Origin of the sequence: Paenibacillus macerans, assembly GCF_900454495.1 — a bacterium.
GTDB classification, from domain to species: domain Bacteria; phylum Bacillota; class Bacilli; order Paenibacillales; family Paenibacillaceae; genus Fontibacillus; species Fontibacillus macerans.
Map to the genome: position 1 here is coordinate 1,026,336 of NZ_UGSI01000002.1, position 17,040 is coordinate 1,043,375.

Below are 17,040 nucleotides of genomic sequence, written 5' to 3' on the forward strand. Positions count from 1 at the left end.
ACAATGGTTGTTTAGGCATACTACATGATCGACTTCAGCAAACAAGGCAGTTTCAAAGGAACGACGTTTTGAAGGAGGGGTACTTCGTGATAGAAATCGAAAAACCAAAAATTGAGACCGTAGAAGTTAACGAAGAAGGCACCTATGGGAAATTTGTAGTAGAACCACTTGAGCGTGGATATGGCACCACACTGGGCAACTCGCTTCGCCGGATTTTGCTATCTTCTTTGCCGGGTGCTGCGGTAACCTCGGTCCAAATCGATGGAGTTCTGCATGAATTCTCGACCATCCCGGGCGTCATGGAAGACGTTACGGAAATCATCCTGAACCTGAAAGCTCTCTCGCTGAAAATCCACTCCGATGAAGAGAAAATTCTCGAAATCGATGCGGAAGGCGAAGGCGTGATTACGGCAGGGGATATCCGTGCGGACAGCGACGTGGAAATTTTGAATCCGGATCTGCATATCGCAACGATGGAACCGGGTTCGAGACTTCACATGCGCATTTATGCGGGCCGCGGCCGTGGTTATGTTCAGGCAGATCGGAATAAACGAGATGATCAACCGATTGGTGTCATTCCCGTCGATTCGATCTATACCCCGATTACTCGCGTCAATTATGTGGTGGAGAACACCCGCGTTGGCCAAGTGACCAACTATGACAAGCTGACGCTTGAAGTGTGGACCGATGGCAGTATCAAACCTGAAGAAGCGGTTAGCCTCGGCGCGAAAATTTTGACCGAGCATCTCTTCCTGTTCGTCGGATTGACGGACGAAGCGAAGGACGCTGAAATCATGGTTGAGAAGGAAGAAGACAAGAAAGAAAAAGTGCTTGAAATGACGATTGAAGAGCTTGATCTCTCCGTTCGTTCCTATAACTGCCTCAAGCGTGCCGGCATTAACACGGTGCAAGAGCTGACGACGAAAACCGAAGAAGATATGATGAAGGTGCGCAACCTTGGCCGCAAGTCTTTGGAGGAAGTTCAAGAGAAGCTCGAGGAGCTTGGTTTGGGACTACGCACTGAAGAATAAGATCACGAATCGTTTTAGCGAAGGAGGGAAAACTCATGGCATACCAAAAATTGGGCCGCGATTCCAGCGCACGTAAAGCTTTGTTCCGTGACCTGGTAACGGACCTGTTCTTGTACGAGCGCATCCAAACGACGGAGGCGAAAGCGAAAGAAGTCCGTTCGATCGCTGAAAAGCTGATCACCAAAGCTAAACGCGGAGATTTGCACGCCCGTCGTCAAGTGGCGGCTTACGTTCGCCGCGAATCGATCGACGGTGAGCAGGACGCAATCCAAAAACTGTTCACTGAACTGGCGACTCGTTACTCCGGGCGTCCGGGCGGATATACCCGTATCTTGAAATTGGGACCCCGCCGCGGCGACTCTGCTCCTATGGTTTATCTGGAACTGGTAGACCGGGCTTAATTCACGGGGATCTCCCCAACCAAAGCGTGTAAAACTCTCTGTCGGCTCGCCATATGGCTAAGCTTTCGGAGAGTTTTTTTCTGTGAGTCTGCATAAGCTGAGCTTGAGACAGGGAGGAAAATAGGCAAGAGGCTGAAATGATTCTGAAGAAGCGGAGCGTTCGCCTTTGTGAGCGGATTTCTACCATGTTTGAATTTACTAAATCAAAGAAATCCGCGAACAGCAGCGATCGTAAGAACATTTCACACGTCTGCCTCCATCCGACCAGCCATTAATTCAACATATGTAGACCACTCAGCGACTCAGGAAGGAAGGAACCGATGCGTAATTTGCTGATGACCGTCAGTTACGACGGCACGAACTATTACGGTTTTCAAACCCAGCCAGGCGGCAACACCGTGCAGGACCATTTGGAAGCGGCGATCTTCGGGCTCACCGGGGAGCGGGTGAAAATCCACGGCTCCGGACGCACGGATGCCGGCGTACACGCCCGCCAGCAGCCGTTTAATTTCCCGACGGCGGCGAAGATTCCGGTGGAACGCTGGTGCCTGGCGCTGAACAGCCGTCTTCCTTCCGATATCCGGGTGACTTCGGCCAGAGAGGTGCCGCTATCCTTTCATTCCAGACGGTCGGCCAAACGCAAAACATATCGCTATACGATCAACGGGAACCGTTTTCCCGACGTGTTTCAACGAAACTACCAGCTGCACCATTACGGCCGGCTCGATATTGAGGCGATGCGCTTAGGGCTGGCCTTTTTGGTCGGTACGCATGATTACACCTCCTTCGCCTCGCGCCATTCCACGCAACCCAGTCATGTTCGCACGATTTATGATGCCCGGCTGGAAACGGAGACATCGCCGGATGCTTCCGGCAGTGATGGGCAGGGCGTTATTCACTTGTATTTTACCGGCAACGGCTTTTTGCAGCACATGGTTCGCATCATTGTAGGCACGATGCTGGAGATCGGAGAGGGCAAGCGTAAGCCGGAGGACATTCCGCTCATTCTCGAAGCGCGCAACCGCGAGGCAGCCGGCCCCACGGCCGAAAGCAAAGGCTTGATGCTGTGGAGCGTCGAATACGACGAAACAGCCCTTCGGTTGTGAAACCCCGGACGGACTCATACGTAACATATTTAAAAATGTGATTATTGGCATAGCCCAAGGAGGTTTTTTGCATGAAATGTCCGGTATGTAATGATGTGCGCATGAGAGAAGTGGAGAAGGATGGCGTCTTGATCGATGTTTGCCCGGATTGCAAAGGGGTTTGGCTGGACCGCGGCGAGTTGGAGAAGCTGATGAGCGAAGTGCGGGAAATCCGGCCGGCTTTCAACGAGTGGTACGAGCGGGATTACGACCGGCCAAAGCCGAAGTCCAACGAGGGGTACGGCGGCTACCCCCAACAGGGGCAACAGGGATACGATCCGCGATACTCGCAACACGGTTATGACAAACACTATAAGCATAAGAAGAAAAAGTCCGTGCTTGACGTGTTTGGCGATCTGTTCGATTAACCGCAAAGCGGTATTTTAGCGGTAAAGCTTTTAAAAAAAGCTTGCGTATTATTTGCCCTTCCTGTAAAATAAAAGTTGTGTTTTCTTGATGGCTCTCCCACAGCCCCGCTCAAGAGAACCGACCTAACATATGACATTGCATTACCAACTTGGAACGAAACGATCGAAGATAAATGTGCCGGAAGGTCCTGCGCCCGAAGAGCATGATCGTTTGCGGCATGATGGAAACATTTCGGAAGATATTGAAGGAGGATCATTACATGCGTACCACTTATATGGCGAAGCCGGGCGAAGTAGAGCGCAAATGGCATATCATCGATGCCGAAGGCAAGACGCTGGGCCGTCTGGCAAGCGAAGCTGCCGCTCTCATCCGCGGTAAACATAAACCACAATTCACTCCACACGTTGACTGCGGTGATTTTGTTATCGTCATCAACGCGGAGAAGATCGCCCTGACCGGCAAAAAAATGGACAACAAAAAGTACTATCGTCATTCCCTGCATCCGGGCGGTTTGAAAGTGACTACAGCCAAGGATTTGCTGAGAACGAAACCTGAACGTGTTATCGAGTCCGCCGTTCACGGCATGCTGCCGAAAACTCGCCAAGGCGAGAAAATGAAGCTGAGATTGAAAGCTTACGCTGGCACAGAGCATCCACATGCGGCACAAAAACCTGAAGTTTACGAACTTCGCGGATAATTAAAAGGGAGGACAGTTTCATGGCACAAGTACAATACTATGGGACAGGTCGTCGTAAACATTCGGTAGCTCGTGTTCGCCTTGTACCGGGTGAAGGACGCATTGTCATCAATAAACGCGATATCAACGATTATTTCGGTCTGGAAACGCTGAAGCTGATCGTAAAACAACCTCTGGCTTTGACGGAAACGCTCGGCAACTACGACGTTATCGTTATCGCTCATGGCGGCGGTATTTCCGGCCAAGCCGGCGCAATCCGTCACGGGATTTCCCGCGCTCTGCTCAAAGCGGATCCGGAATTCCGTCCGGCGCTGAAAAAAGCAGGCTTCCTGACTCGTGACCCGCGGATGAAAGAACGTAAGAAATACGGTCTCAAAGCCGCTCGTCGCGCGCCTCAGTTCTCGAAACGTTAATATTTGCAAATATAGCCCTTCTCCGAATCCCGGAGGAGGGCTTTTTGCCTTTTCGTACATACACATAAAAGATGTCCCAATTCATATATATCATTGTAGCAATTTACACACTGGCCTAGTCTTTCCAAGTTGGAAAGCTGGGCTTTTTTCCAAAATGAAATTTTTGGGTTGACTTCTCATGTTTATGTTTTATACTTAAAAATATAATTCTAATCTGATTAGTCGGTTTTATTCCATTCTTAGACAAACCTGAACGGGAGGTCGGAATCATTGAATTTATTGGAAAAAGAACAGCTGATTCACACGAAGGCGGAGGAATTTGAAAACTCTACCCCGCAGGAAGTTATTGCCTGGGCGGTCGAGGCGTTTCCAAACATCACTTTCGCCTGCAGCTTCGGCGCGGAAGATGTCGTAATTGTAGACATGCTGCAGAAGATCAGTCCATCCACCGATATTTTTTATTTGGACACCGATTTTCACTTTAAAGAGACCTATGAGACGCGCGATGCGATTGCGGCCCAATATAATCTGGAGTTTGTACGTGTATCCCCGAAGCTTACGCCGGGGGAGCAGGCGGAGAAGTACGGGGATGAATTGTGGAAATCCGATCCGAACGCCTGCTGCAATCTCCGCAAGGTGGAGCCGCTGACCCGCGTCCTTGGCGGCTATGAGGCTTGGATTACGGGAATTCGCCGCGACCAGGCGCCGACCCGGGCCAATGCCAAGAAGGTCGAATACGACGCAAAATTCGGGCTGGTCAAATTTAATCCGCTGGCAGCCTGGACATCGGACGACGTATGGAACTACATCCGCGAGAACAAGCTCATTTACAACCCCCTGCACGATCGCAATTACCCGAGCATCGGCTGTGAGCACTGCACGCGGCCGGTTATGCCTGGCGAAGATCCGCGGGCAGGGCGTTGGTCCGGCACGGAAAAGACGGAATGCGGCTTGCACAAGTAAGACGCGGGTTGCGGAAGCTACAACCGAAATGGAAATTGGGGGAGATCTAATGACGGCGATATTACCGCATGGCGGCAGCCTGGTGAACAAACTCGTAACCGGCGAGGAGCGTAATGAATTATTGGCGTTGGCGCGGGAACTTCAGTCGATTCCTATCAATGCCTGGACGATATCCGATTTGGACCTGATTGGGGTCGGCGCTTTTTCCCCGTTAACCGGGTTTATGAACGAAGCGGATTACCGTTCCGTGGTACAGCGGATGCGTCTGGCCGACGGTACCGTATGGAGCATCCCGATTACCCTGTCCGTCAGCAAGGAGCAGGCGAAGCTGCTGGCCGTAGGGGAAAAGGTCGCGTTGACCGGAGAACAGGACGGCGTTATTTACGGGCTGCTTGAAATTGGAAGCATTTATGAAGTCGACCATGGGGAGGAAGCCGAAAACGTCTTCAAAACCGACGATATCGAGCACCCTGGCGTAAGAAAGCTGTTTGAACGTTCGCCGTATTATGTCGGCGGTTCGGTACAGGTGCTTAATCGGCCGCAGCCGGCCCGCTTCCGGGAGTTTTACTTCGATCCGGCGGACACGCGCCGTATATTCGCCGAGAAGGGCTGGAAGACGGTCGTGGGCTTTCAGACCCGCAACCCGGTGCACCGGGCCCATGAATATATCCAAAAGAGCGCGCTGGAGATCGTGGACGGCCTGTTTTTGAACCCCCTGGTCGGCGAGACCAAGTCCGACGATGTTCCGGCGGACGTGCGGATGAAGAGCTATTTGACGCTGCTCGAAAATTATTACCCTAAAGACCGCACGTTCTTGGGCGTATTCCCTGCGGCGATGCGTTACGCCGGCCCGCGTGAAGCGATTTTCCATGCGATGGTGCGGAAAAACTACGGCTGCACGCATTTCATCGTCGGGCGCGATCATGCCGGGGTCGGCGATTACTACGGAACGTATGAGGCGCAGGAGATTTTTACGAACTTTACCGCCGAGGAGCTTGGCATTTCGCCGCTCTTTTTCGAGCACAGCTTCTTTTGCACGAAATGCGGCAACATGGCTTCCAGCAAAACCTGCCCGCATCCGAAAGAGGATCATCTGACTTTATCCGGCACTAAAGTGCGGGGACTGCTCCGCGAGGGGATCTGCCCGCCGCCGGAGTTTACCCGCCCCGAGGTGGCCCAGGTGCTGATTGAAGGCATGATATCGCAAGTAACAAGTTAACGGCCAGTCATATTTGTCCACCTTGTCCCATATCATGGTTAATGTCATGAGGGAGAAAGGTGGCTTTTTTATGGGCGGAAAAGATAAGGTAACGTTATGGATAACCTTGAACCATATCAAAAAAGCGCTGATCGGTGCAGTCCTTATTGCCCTGCTCATCGGCATAGCGATGTATCAAGCTCCTGCGCAAAAGGTGTGGAAATACTGGAGCCTTCCGCTTGCGGGGCGGATTATTGCGCTTGATGCGGGGCACGGCGGTCCGGACGGGGGCGCGGTCAGCCGGCAGGGGCTGATCGAAAAGGACATCAATCTGGCCGTATCGCTGTATTTGCGCGATTATTTGCAGCAGGCCGGGGCGGTCGTCGTCATGACGCGGGAAGTGGATAAGGATCTCGCGAGTGAAGGAACGCAAGGGTACAGCAAACGCAAAACGGAGGATTTGAAGCGCAGGGTCCGTTTTGTTGAGGAGAAGCAGGCTGATCTGCTGGTGAGCATTCATATGAACAGCATTCCGTCGCCGCGCTGGCGCGGGGCCCAGTCGTTTTACTACCCCAATCATGCGGATAGCGCCAATTTGGCGGCGCTTGTTCAGGAAGAGCTGAAACGCAACCTGGAAAATACGGACCGGGTCGCCAAGCCGTCGGATAAAACCGTTTATTTGCTGGAGGCGGTGCAGGTACCTTCGGTGCTCGTGGAGGTCGGCTTTCTGTCCAATCCCGATGAAGCCTCGCTGCTCGGCAGCGAAGCCTACCAGCGTAGAGTCGCCGCTTCGATTTATCAAGGGATACTGCGCTATTACTCCGGCGAAAAAATCAAAAGCCCGGCAGACGGCGTCAGGTAATGCTATAATAAACATCATGATGAACCAGCCAATTATCTGATGAAGTCGAGGTGCTTTCATTGTTAACGAAGGATGAACTTCAGGCTGCCTTGCGTCCCGTTGCCGAACCGACGACAAAGCGAAGCCTGGTGGAGATGCAATGGATTCGCGATATGATGATCAAAGAGGACCGGGTGGCTTTAACCGTAGTTTGCATGGACAAGGACAGCGGGGAACTGGCGCAAGTAGAGCGGGAAATCCGCTATCGTTTGGCCGAGGCGGGCGTGCCTGACGTACATATTCGATTCCGTGAAGCGTCGGAGCGGGAGCGGGAAGAAGCCGGCGGCTTCGGCGGCGGCGCATCCGGGCAGGCGGAAGGCGGCAGGGAACTGAAGGGTCACGGCGCCGGATTGGAGAGCCTGCCGATTCTCGATCCTGCGTCCGGCGTGCATTTTATTGCCGTGGCCAGCGGGAAGGGCGGAGTCGGCAAGTCGACCGTTACGGTAAATGTGGCGGCCGCGCTGGCCCGCCAAGGCAAGCGGGTCGGATTGATCGACGCGGATATTTACGGGTTCAGCGTGCCCGATATGATGGGCATTGAGGAGGCGCCCGGCGTGGAAGACGGGGCGATCATTCCGGTGGAGCGGTTTGGCGTAAAAGTCATGTCGATGGGCTTTTTTATTCAGGACAACAATCCCGTCATTTGGCGGGGACCGATGCTCGGCAAGATGCTGCGCCAATTTTTTAACGATGTTCATTGGGGCGAACTGGATTATCTGCTCCTTGATTTTCCGCCGGGAACGGGCGATATTGCGCTCGATGTGCACCAAATGATCCCGCAGAGCCGGGAGATCATCGTAACGACGCCGCATGCCACGGCGGCCTTCGTGGCGGCCAGAGCGGGGGCGATGGCGTTAAGAACCGAACACGAGGTGCTGGGCGTCGTCGAGAACATGGCGTATTATGAATGCTCGAAATGCGGGGAAAAGGAATATATCTTCGGCAAAGGCGGCGGCGCCCGGTTGGCGGAATCGCTCCATACCGAGCTGCTCGCGCAAATTCCGCTGGGCGCGCCGGACAATCATCCGGCGGAGCCCGACTTCTCGCCTTCGGTATATAAAGCGGATACGCCGACCGGTAAACTGTATGATGAGCTGGCCGTAAAGATCGCCGGCAAATGCGAAAAAGACTGACCTCCGGCCAGTCTTTTTTCGTATTCGCGCGGGGTTTAAGACGAACCTCCGCCAGCGCCGCCGCCTTCGTTGCTCTGTCCGCCTTCGCCGCCGCCTTCTTGGCCGCCGCCTTGGCCTTCGCCTTGTTTTTTCGGCGCTTTTTCAACCTTCGGCTGCAGTTCTTCCTGAACGACCGTTTTCAGCAGTTCCCGCACTTCCATGCGGAACAGCGGGCTTTGCATCGATTCCTGCATGATGGTCATCGCTTGCTTGCGGTAATCCGGGGTTTTCGTCAAATCCAAAAACATCTTCATGACTTCCGGCGATTTCATCATGTCGGTCATCGATTTTTGGTACGTCGGATCTTTGATTAACTGCATATGGAGCTCTTTGTTCTGCGAACTGATGGCTTTGGCAAAATCCCCGGCAAATTGAGGATCGGTCATGATTTTCTCGATTTCCTTTTTATATTCCGGAGAAGTAATGGTTTCTTTAACGGCCATCCTCACTTCATTCGAGGTTTGCGACGGAAGGAGCATTTTCACGCCTAAGGTTCCGCCGCCGCTTCCTCCGCCGCTTCCGGAGCCGCTTCCTCCGCCCGAACCGGATCCTGAACCCGATTCGGAATCGGAGCCCGAGCTTCCGCCAGCGCCGCCGCTTGGGGAGCTCAACGCTTCGTAGATCGCTTTTTTGCCTTCATCCGTTTTCAGGATATCGATCACCATCGATTTCGTTTCTTTATACCCTCCACCCTGGGAAGAAGAGGAGGAGCTTTGTTCAGAACCGCAGGCCGCCAGCGGAAGAGCAAATGTACATAAAAAGCATAAAAACCAACGGGTACCCCGCAATTTCATGGTTCCCTTCCTCCTTATCATCATTACTGCTGATTTTAGTATGCGGCGACAAAACGGAATTATCCCAATGAAAAGGCTGAAAAGAATGGTTTTTTGCCGGGATCGTTGGTAAAATATTTCGATAGTGGGGGTGTAAGGGCTTGAACCTGAAAAAATGGCTTTATCTGTTCTCGACTTCTATAGGCGTGGGCGCGGCCGTATCGCTGATCGTCGGCTTGCTGATTCAGTGGACCGGCACGGTAAAATATAACGGCGCAGCCGATGTTTTGGTGAATATTGGCATTTTGCTAGGCGTTGGGATTATGGTCAGCGTCTACTCGCAAATGGGATTTTTTGCGTACCTAATGATCAATTACATGGGGACCGGCGTATTTTCCAGAAGATCGTGGCAGTATGTACAACTCGTGCTTACGGCGCTGGCGCTGCTGGAGCTCCTGTTTTTCCGGACATTCGTCGGCGGAGACAAACGCGGGATTTCCGACATCGTCCTTGGCATCATCATACTCGCGGTGGCCATCGTAACCGCCTACTTCAAGGCCAAATTCACGAACGGAACGGCATGGATTCCTACCTTGTTTTTCATGGTGGCGGTTACGATCGTGGAAACCGTCGGCGTGCTGAAAATAGGGGTCGCCGAGGCGACGGCCTGGATCGTTGCCCCCCTCATCGCCTGCAACGCATATCAAATCCTGATTTTGCATAAAGTTCTAAAGTCGGAGCGTTAAGGATAGGATATACATAAAAAGGCCCAGCGATTCACTGGGCTTTTTTTATTCACTTCGCTGATCGCTTGCCGGGTTCATAAACCCGCGGCGAAGTCCAATTGCTCCTGCAGCCAGGCTTGATCGCGCACCTCGTTGCCCTGCACGTTCGCTTCCTGGAGCAGATCGGTGACCGTGACGAATTCGTAGCCTTTTTTTCGCAGCTCGTCGATGATGATCGGCAGCGCTTCATGCGTTTGCTTGACCGAATCGCTGGCATGAAGGAGGACGATGTCTCCGGGATGGGCTTTGTTTACGACGCGATCGGCGATCGTGCGGACGCCTTTGTTCATCCAATCCTGGGAGTCCGTATCCCATTGGATAACTTGGTAACCTTGGCTGGCCGCGATTTTCAGCACTCTTTTATCAAAATCGCCGTTTGGCAGTCTAAGCAGCTTCGGCGGTTGTCCGGTTACCTTGGTAAGAACGGCGTGGGCGGACGAAATTTGCTGCGCTATCTCTTCATCGGTGAGGCCGCTGTAGTTGACATGCTTATACCCGTGACTGCCGATTTCGTACCCCTGCTGCTGAATCGCTTTTACGAGTTCGGGGTGGGTTTTGCTCCAGGGGGCGGAAAGGAAAAAGGTGGCTTTTTGCACGTTTTTATCCTTCAGCACTTTGAGGATCGGTTCGGCACGTTTGTCTCCCCAACTGATATCGAAGGTCAGGGCGATGACTTTTTTGTTCGTGGAGACACTATAAATGGCTGAAGGCGCGCTTTCTTCGGAAAACACGGTAACTTGGCCGCGTTCCACGTAAATGACGCCGGCGGCAAACAGGGCCGCAGCGAAAACAAAGAAAAAACGTTTGATTTTCTTCCCGTTCAGGACATAGAAGAAATTGTTCATTAGCAATTTAGCCCCTCTCGTCATCAGAATGAAATGATCAGAACTGATCCGCTTGTACCAATGTATGCTTTTCTCACTGCATTATGACGCCCTTGTCCCTGAAATTAAGGAGGTTGCCATGTTTTCCTTTAAAAGATTTGTGACGGATTTGATGCTTTACCGCAAGGCTATGCTGGTTTCCCTTTTGATTTTTGCCGCAGGAGTCGCCTTGGGAGCCGCCAACGCCGATACGCTTACGCGGTTGATCCTGTCGGACTTGGAGAAATTAGGGGAATACAGCCGGCAGCTATCGCAAACGAAGACGCCTGAGCTGCATTTCTTCACGTTTATTTTCTTGAACAATGCCTTAAAAAGCGTTGCCATCATGGTTTTGGGCGGGCTTTTGGGAATAATGCCGAGCGTGTTTCTGCTGATGAACGGGGTGGCGCTCGGGTATGTGGTGGCGGCGGCCGCCAGCCGGGGGGAACATGTCTTGGATGTGATTGTACGCGGACTGCTTCCTCACGGCATTATTGAAATTCCGGCGATTCTGATCGCCTCCGGGTTTGGTTTGCAATTCGGTTATTTGGCCATCAAAAGTTTGGGCGAGCTGGGCGCTAGAGATCCGGGGGAAAGAACGGTCGATTGGCGGGGGTTTTTTAAGACATTCTTCCGCGGGGCTTGCTGGGTTGTACTGCTTTTGGTCGTCGCGGCCGTTATTGAAAGTACGCTGACTTTTTATTTGGTTCGATCTTGATAGACTTAACTGTTTGGCTTATGAATTTGCTCCTTGCATTCATAATTTTCCCAAAATGTGTGCATAACATTAAAGCACAACTGGCGAGTCCAGGTGAACAATGCATCCCCTAATTCTGCATTTGAATCTAAGACCAAAGAGGAGTTGTTCTGTCATGCTGGGAATGTTATTCAGCGAGAAAGAATGCAAGGAACTTGACTATGTGCTGCGAAAAGAGCTGGATGAAATGCTGCTCGATATGAGCGACCATCGGCTTGATCAGGACATTCGGAACGCGATCGCCAATCGGTATAAAACGATATTCAGAATGTACGCCCGCTTTGCGCCTTCCAAGGAGCTTTCCAAGTATGCCCGCCGGGCCCGTTTTCCGCAAGTGAAACAATAAGCGCAAATGGGTGTTGACGATTGGGCCCGGATTATGTTAAATTAGCATTCGTCCGTTATTGAAGGGATAATGTTGCAGCGATGCAGGTTTGAGCGGTTGGGTTAAAGTGGAAATAAAAAAATTCAAAAAAACTCTTGCAAAAACCTAGAACACTGTGATATATTATAAAAGTCGCCGCTGAAACAACGGCGATGAACGAAAAGCGAAGTTGATCTTTGAAAACTGAACAACGAGTGAGTATAAATGAGAATTAAAATTCTCGTCAGTAACTGATTGAGCTAATCGCTCTTTCGAATAAACTTGGATGATTCGTTCATCCAACCTTTATTGGAGAGTTTGATCCTGGCTCAGGACGAACGCTGGCGGCGTGCCTAATACATGCAAGTCGAGCGGACCTGAAGGAGTGCTTGCACTCCTGATGGTTAGCGGCGGACGGGTGAGTAACACGTAGGCAACCTGCCCGTAAGACCGGGATAACTACCGGAAACGGTAGCTAATACCGGATAATCAAGTCTCTCGCATGGGAGGCTTGGGAAAGGCGGAGTAATCTGTCACTTACGGATGGGCCTGCGGCGCATTAGCTAGTTGGTGGGGTAACGGCTCACCAAGGCGACGATGCGTAGCCGACCTGAGAGGGTGAACGGCCACACTGGGACTGAGACACGGCCCAGACTCCTACGGGAGGCAGCAGTAGGGAATCTTCCGCAATGGACGAAAGTCTGACGGAGCAACGCCGCGTGAGTGATGAAGGTTTTCGGATCGTAAAGCTCTGTTGCCAGGGAAGAACGTCTTCTGGAGTAACTGCCAGGAGAGTGACGGTACCTGAGAAGAAAGCCCCGGCTAACTACGTGCCAGCAGCCGCGGTAATACGTAGGGGGCAAGCGTTGTCCGGAATTATTGGGCGTAAAGCGCGCGCAGGCGGCTGTTTAAGTCTGGTGTATAATCCTGGGGCTCAACTCCGGGTCGCACTGGAAACTGGACGGCTTGAGTGCAGAAGAGGAGAGTGGAATTCCACGTGTAGCGGTGAAATGCGTAGAGATGTGGAGGAACACCAGTGGCGAAGGCGACTCTCTGGGCTGTAACTGACGCTGAGGCGCGAAAGCGTGGGGAGCAAACAGGATTAGATACCCTGGTAGTCCACGCCGTAAACGATGAGTGCTAGGTGTTAGGGGTTTCGATACCCTTGGTGCCGAAGTAAACACATTAAGCACTCCGCCTGGGGAGTACGGCCGCAAGGCTGAAACTCAAAGGAATTGACGGGGACCCGCACAAGCAGTGGAGTATGTGGTTTAATTCGAAGCAACGCGAAGAACCTTACCAGGTCTTGACATCCCTCTGACCGCTGTAGAGATATGGCTTTCCTTCGGGACAGAGGAGACAGGTGGTGCATGGTTGTCGTCAGCTCGTGTCGTGAGATGTTGGGTTAAGTCCCGCAACGAGCGCAACCCTTGACTTTAGTTGCCAGCATGTAATGGTGGGCACTCTAGAGTGACTGCCGGTGACAAACCGGAGGAAGGTGGGGATGACGTCAAATCATCATGCCCCTTATGACCTGGGCTACACACGTACTACAATGGCCGGTACAACGGGAAGCGAAGTCGTGAGATGGAGCGAATCCTAGAAAAGCCGGTCTCAGTTCGGATTGCAGGCTGCAACTCGCCTGCATGAAGTCGGAATTGCTAGTAATCGCGGATCAGCATGCCGCGGTGAATACGTTCCCGGGTCTTGTACACACCGCCCGTCACACCACGAGAGTTTACAACACCCGAAGTCGGTGAGGTAACCGCAAGGGGCCAGCCGCCGAAGGTGGGGTAGATGATTGGGGTGAAGTCGTAACAAGGTAGCCGTATCGGAAGGTGCGGCTGGATCACCTCCTTTCTATGGAGAATCGCTTCCTGCGATGGAAGCATTCAAATAGCTAACTCAGGTTAGCGAACTTACTCACTCGTTGGTCAGTTTTGAGAGTTCAACTCTCAAGCTTATCTTTCCAACACTTACCGGTTGAACGGTGAGGCGGGAGATGATAAGATATTCTTCCGCCGGTAAAACGGCGAAGAAACTTGATCCTTGAAAACTGGATAACGAAACGAAATTTGCGTTTTAGAACAATCCTTTTAGCTGAACTTGTGTCAAAACAAGTGAAGATATTAGTGGTTTGATATTTTCCCTTCGGGAAAAATCATGGTTAAGCTACTAAGAGCACACGGAGGATGCCTAGGCGCTAGGAGCCGAAGAAGGACGTGGCGAACAACGAAACTGCCTCGGGGAGCTGTAAGCAAGCATCGATCCGGGGATGTCCGAATGGGGAAACCCGGCTAGGGTAATACCTAGTCACTCATCACTGAATCCATAGGTGGTGAAGAGGCATACCAGGGGAACTGAAACATCTAAGTACCCTGAGGAAGAGAAAACAATAGTGATTCCGTCAGTAGCGGCGAGCGAACGCGGATTAGCCTAAACCGAAGAGCTTGCTCTTCGGGGTTGTGGGACGTCTCACATGGAGTTACAAAGGCAGAGGTTAGACGAACAGGTCTGGAAAGGCCGGCCAAAGAAGGTAAAAGCCCTGTAATCGAAAGTCTCCGCCCTCCGAGACGGATCCCGAGTAGTGCGGGGCACGTGAAACCCCGTATGAATCTGCCAGGACCATCTGGTAAGGCTAAATACTCCCTAGCGACCGATAGTGAAGCAGTACCGTGAGGGAAAGGTGAAAAGCACCCCGGAAGGGGAGTGAAAGAGAACCTGAAACCGTGTGCTTACAAGAAGTCAGAGCCCATTTTAGGGGTGATGGCGTGCCTTTTGTAGAATGAACCGGCGAGTTACGTTTGCAAGCAAGGTTAAGCTGAGAAAGCGGAGCCGCAGCGAAAGCGAGTCTGAATAGGGCGAATTTAGTTTGCAGGCGTAGACCCGAAACCGTGTGATCTACCCCTGTCCAGGGTGAAGGTGCGGTAACACGCACTGGAGGCCCGAACCCACGTACGTTGAAAAGTGCGGGGATGAGGTGGGGGTAGCGGAGAAATTCCAATCGAACTCGGAGATAGCTGGTTCTCCCCGAAATAGCTTTAGGGCTAGCCTCGGTGTGACAGTCGTGGAGGTAGAGCACTGATTGGGTGCGGGGCCCGCAAGGGTTACCAAGCTCAGTCAAACTCCGAATGCCATAGACTGATTCGCCGGGAGTCAGACAGTGAGTGCTAAGATCCATTGTCAAAAGGGAAACAGCCCAGACCATCAGCTAAGGTCCCCAAGTGTGTGTTAAGTGGGAAAGGATGTGGAGTTGCACAGACAACCAGGATGTTGGCTTAGAAGCAGCCACCATTTAAAGAGTGCGTAATAGCTCACTGGTCGAGTGACTCTGCGCCGAAAATGTAACGGGGCTAAACACACCACCGAAGCTATGGCTTGATGCTTGCATCAGGGGTAGGGGAGCGTTGTATGAGGGTTGAAGGTGTACCGGAAGGAGCGCTGGACTTCATACAAGTGAGAATGCCGGTATGAGTAACGAAAAGATCAGTGAGAATCTGATCCGCCGAAAGCCTAAGGGTTCCTGAGGAAGGTTCGTCCGCTCAGGGTAAGTCGGGACCTAAGGCGAGGCCGAAAGGCGTAGTCGAAGGACAACAGGTTTAAATTCCTGTACCACCGTAATCCGCTATGAGCGATGGGGTGACGCAGGAGGGTAGTGACGCGGGGCGATGGAATGCCCCGTCCAAGCAGTGAGGCTGGTGTGTAGGCAAATCCGCACACCGTAAGGCTGGGCTGTGATGGGGAGGGAAAATTTACAGTACCGAAGGTCATGATCTCACACTGCCGAGAAAAGCCTCTAGCCAGGAGAAGGTGCCCGTACCGCAAACCGACACAGGTAGGCGAGAAGAGAATTCTAAGGCGCGCGGAAGAACTCTCGTTAAGGAACTCGGCAAAATGACCCCGTAACTTCGGGAGAAGGGGTGCCCCGGTAGGGTTTATAGCCCGAGGGGGCCGCAGTGAAAAGGCCCAAGCGACTGTTTAGCAAAAACACAGGTCTGTGCGAAGCCGCAAGGCGAAGTATACGGGCTGACGCCTGCCCGGTGCTGGAAGGTTAAGGGGAGCGGTTAGGAGTAATCCGAAGCTGTGAACCGAAGCCCCAGTAAACGGCGGCCGTAACTATAACGGTCCTAAGGTAGCGAAATTCCTTGTCAGGTAAATTCTGACCCGCACGAATGGCGTAACGACTTGGGCGCTGTCTCAACGAGAGATCCGGTGAAATTTTAATACCTGTGAAGATGCAGGTTACCCGCGACAAGACGGAAAGACCCCATGGAGCTTTACTGCAGCTTGATATTGGACTTTGATACGATTTGTACAGGATAGGTGGGAGCCTAAGAAGTGGGAGCGCAAGCTTCCATGGAGGCGCCGTTGGGATACCACCCTGATCGTATCGGAGTTCTAACCCGGTACCGTGATCCGGTACGGGGACCGTGTCAGGCGGGCAGTTTGACTGGGGCGGTCGCCTCCTAAAGAGTAACGGAGGCGCCCCAAGGTTCCCTCAGAATGGTTGGAAATCATTCGCAGAGTGCAAAGGCAAAAGGGAGCTTGACTGCGAGACTGACAAGTCGAGCAGGGACGAAAGTCGGGCTTAGTGATCCGGTGGTACCGCATGGAAGGGCCATCGCTCAACGGATAAAAGCTACCCTGGGGATAACAGGCTTATCTCCCCCAAGAGTCCACATCGACGGGGAGGTTTGGCACCTCGATGTCGGCTCATCGCATCCTGGGGCTGAAGTAGGTCCCAAGGGTTGGGCTGTTCGCCCATTAAAGCGGTACGCGAGCTGGGTTCAGAACGTCGTGAGACAGTTCGGTCCCTATCTGTCGTGGGCGCAGGAAATTTGAGAGGAGCTGTCCTTAGTACGAGAGGACCGGGATGGACGCACCGCTGGTGTACCAGTTGTTCCGCCAGGAGCACAGCTGGGTAGCTAAGTGCGGACGGGATAAGCGCTGAAAGCATCTAAGCGTGAAGCCCCCCTCAAGATGAGATTTCCCAATTAGTAAGACCCCTTGAAGACGACGAGGTTGATAGGCCTGAGGTGGAAGTGCAGCAATGCATGGAGCTGACAGGTACTAATCGGTCGAGGGCTTATCCAAAACTCTACCCACCAAAGTGACGTGAAGCTTCGAAGCTGAGTCCGAGTACTTTGGCGGGGCCCAAAAATATACCCCAAAAAGTGACGCGAGGCTTCGTAGGTAATTCCGATTACT

The 17,040-nt window shown here is 52.5% G+C and carries 15 protein-coding genes and 2 rRNA genes; 15 read left to right on the plus strand and 2 right to left on the minus strand.

Features of this window, described 5'->3' with window-relative positions; all coding sequences use genetic code 11:
* Nucleotides 1-86 precede the first annotated feature (86 nt).
* The 10 genes from DYE26_RS27635 to DYE26_RS27685 all read left to right on the plus strand — a co-directional run bounded on the left by DYE26_RS27635 (nucleotide 87) and on the right by DYE26_RS27685 (nucleotide 8,251).
* Nucleotides 87-1,031, plus strand: a complete 945-nt coding sequence (locus DYE26_RS27635) for a DNA-directed RNA polymerase subunit alpha (protein ID WP_036619549.1) — start codon at nucleotides 87-89, stop codon at nucleotides 1,029-1,031.
* A 35-nt stretch (nucleotides 1,032-1,066) separates the two neighbouring features.
* Nucleotides 1,067-1,432, plus strand: coding sequence for a 50S ribosomal protein L17 (gene rplQ / locus DYE26_RS27640; protein WP_036619550.1), 366 nt, complete (start codon nucleotides 1,067-1,069; stop codon nucleotides 1,430-1,432).
* Between the two features lie 320 nt (nucleotides 1,433-1,752).
* Nucleotides 1,753-2,538 (plus strand): tRNA pseudouridine(38-40) synthase TruA, encoded by a 786-nt coding sequence (gene truA, locus DYE26_RS27650; RefSeq protein WP_036619553.1) that lies wholly within the window; start codon nucleotides 1,753-1,755, stop codon nucleotides 2,536-2,538.
* 71 nt (nucleotides 2,539-2,609) lie between these two features.
* Nucleotides 2,610-2,945, plus strand: coding sequence for a TFIIB-type zinc ribbon-containing protein (locus DYE26_RS27655; RefSeq protein ID WP_036619554.1), 336 nt, complete (start codon nucleotides 2,610-2,612; stop codon nucleotides 2,943-2,945).
* Nucleotides 2,946-3,205: 260 nt separating this feature from the next.
* Entirely contained in the window at nucleotides 3,206-3,643 is a 438-nt protein-coding gene (gene rplM, locus DYE26_RS27660) for a 50S ribosomal protein L13 (protein WP_036619556.1), read from the plus strand.
* 20 nt (nucleotides 3,644-3,663) lie between these two features.
* Nucleotides 3,664-4,056, plus strand: a complete 393-nt coding sequence (gene rpsI, locus DYE26_RS27665) for a 30S ribosomal protein S9 (RefSeq protein ID WP_036619558.1) — start codon at nucleotides 3,664-3,666, stop codon at nucleotides 4,054-4,056.
* 270 nt (nucleotides 4,057-4,326) lie between these two features.
* Nucleotides 4,327-5,019 (plus strand): phosphoadenylyl-sulfate reductase, encoded by a 693-nt coding sequence (locus tag DYE26_RS27670; RefSeq protein ID WP_036619559.1) that lies wholly within the window; start codon nucleotides 4,327-4,329, stop codon nucleotides 5,017-5,019.
* A 49-nt stretch (nucleotides 5,020-5,068) separates the two neighbouring features.
* Nucleotides 5,069-6,238, plus strand: coding sequence for a sulfate adenylyltransferase (gene sat, locus DYE26_RS27675; protein WP_036619561.1), 1,170 nt, complete (start codon nucleotides 5,069-5,071; stop codon nucleotides 6,236-6,238).
* Nucleotides 6,239-6,308: 70 nt separating this feature from the next.
* Complete coding sequence (cwlD, locus tag DYE26_RS27680) at nucleotides 6,309-7,079, plus strand: N-acetylmuramoyl-L-alanine amidase CwlD (RefSeq protein ID WP_036619562.1); 771 nt, start codon at nucleotides 6,309-6,311, stop codon at nucleotides 7,077-7,079.
* A gap of 59 nt (nucleotides 7,080-7,138) precedes the next feature.
* Entirely contained in the window at nucleotides 7,139-8,251 is a 1,113-nt protein-coding gene (locus DYE26_RS27685; RefSeq protein ID WP_036619564.1) for an Mrp/NBP35 family ATP-binding protein, read from the plus strand.
* A 35-nt stretch (nucleotides 8,252-8,286) separates the two neighbouring features.
* Here DYE26_RS27685 and gerD read toward each other — a convergent pair whose 3' ends face one another.
* A complete protein-coding gene (gene gerD, locus DYE26_RS27690) occupies nucleotides 8,287-9,084 on the minus strand; it encodes a spore germination lipoprotein GerD (RefSeq protein ID WP_036619566.1) in 798 nt (265 codons plus the stop codon).
* A gap of 140 nt (nucleotides 9,085-9,224) precedes the next feature.
* On the opposite strand from gerD, the gene DYE26_RS27695 reads away from it, so the two are divergent.
* Nucleotides 9,225-9,809 (plus strand): KinB-signaling pathway activation protein, encoded by a 585-nt coding sequence (locus tag DYE26_RS27695; RefSeq protein WP_036619568.1) that lies wholly within the window; start codon nucleotides 9,225-9,227, stop codon nucleotides 9,807-9,809.
* A gap of 74 nt (nucleotides 9,810-9,883) precedes the next feature.
* On the opposite strand, the gene pdaB is transcribed toward DYE26_RS27695, so the two are convergent.
* Nucleotides 9,884-10,693, minus strand: coding sequence for a polysaccharide deacetylase family sporulation protein PdaB (pdaB, locus tag DYE26_RS27700; protein ID WP_036619569.1), 810 nt, complete (start codon nucleotides 10,691-10,693; stop codon nucleotides 9,884-9,886).
* 118 nt (nucleotides 10,694-10,811) lie between these two features.
* On the opposite strand from pdaB, the gene DYE26_RS27705 reads away from it, so the two are divergent.
* From DYE26_RS27705 to DYE26_RS27720, 4 genes are all read left to right on the plus strand, one after another.
* On the plus strand, nucleotides 10,812-11,429 hold the full coding sequence (locus DYE26_RS27705; protein WP_036619571.1) for a stage II sporulation protein M: 618 nt from the start codon (nucleotides 10,812-10,814) through the stop codon (nucleotides 11,427-11,429).
* 154 nt (nucleotides 11,430-11,583) lie between these two features.
* Complete coding sequence (locus DYE26_RS27710) at nucleotides 11,584-11,814, plus strand: hypothetical protein (protein ID WP_036619573.1); 231 nt, start codon at nucleotides 11,584-11,586, stop codon at nucleotides 11,812-11,814.
* Nucleotides 11,815-12,138: 324 nt separating this feature from the next.
* Nucleotides 12,139-13,692, plus strand: a 16S ribosomal RNA gene (locus tag DYE26_RS27715).
* A gap of 305 nt (nucleotides 13,693-13,997) precedes the next feature.
* Nucleotides 13,998-16,926, plus strand: a 23S ribosomal RNA gene (locus DYE26_RS27720).
* The 16S and 23S rRNA genes sit together here, the layout of an rRNA operon.
* The last annotated feature ends 114 nt before the right edge of the window (nucleotides 16,927-17,040 follow it).

Bases quoted from the DNA above. Each gene is read 5' to 3' on its own strand.
- sat (WP_036619561.1), top strand. From the start codon at position 5,069: ATGACGGCGATATTACCGCATGGCGGCAGCCTGGTGAACAAACTCGTA.
- pdaB (WP_036619569.1), bottom strand. From the start codon at position 10,693: ATGAACAATTTCTTCTATGTCCTGAACGGGAAGAAAATCAAACGTTTT.
- gerD (WP_036619566.1), bottom strand. From the start codon at position 9,084: ATGAAATTGCGGGGTACCCGTTGGTTTTTATGCTTTTTATGTACATTT.
- rplQ (WP_036619550.1), top strand. From the start codon at position 1,067: ATGGCATACCAAAAATTGGGCCGCGATTCCAGCGCACGTAAAGCTTTG.
- DYE26_RS27655 (WP_036619554.1), top strand. From the start codon at position 2,610: ATGAAATGTCCGGTATGTAATGATGTGCGCATGAGAGAAGTGGAGAAG.
- cwlD (WP_036619562.1), top strand. From the start codon at position 6,309: ATGGGCGGAAAAGATAAGGTAACGTTATGGATAACCTTGAACCATATC.
- rplM (WP_036619556.1), top strand. From the start codon at position 3,206: ATGCGTACCACTTATATGGCGAAGCCGGGCGAAGTAGAGCGCAAATGG.
- rpsI (WP_036619558.1), top strand. From the start codon at position 3,664: ATGGCACAAGTACAATACTATGGGACAGGTCGTCGTAAACATTCGGTA.
- DYE26_RS27710 (WP_036619573.1), top strand. From the start codon at position 11,584: ATGCTGGGAATGTTATTCAGCGAGAAAGAATGCAAGGAACTTGACTAT.
- truA (WP_036619553.1), top strand. From the start codon at position 1,753: ATGCGTAATTTGCTGATGACCGTCAGTTACGACGGCACGAACTATTAC.
- DYE26_RS27705 (WP_036619571.1), top strand. From the start codon at position 10,812: ATGTTTTCCTTTAAAAGATTTGTGACGGATTTGATGCTTTACCGCAAG.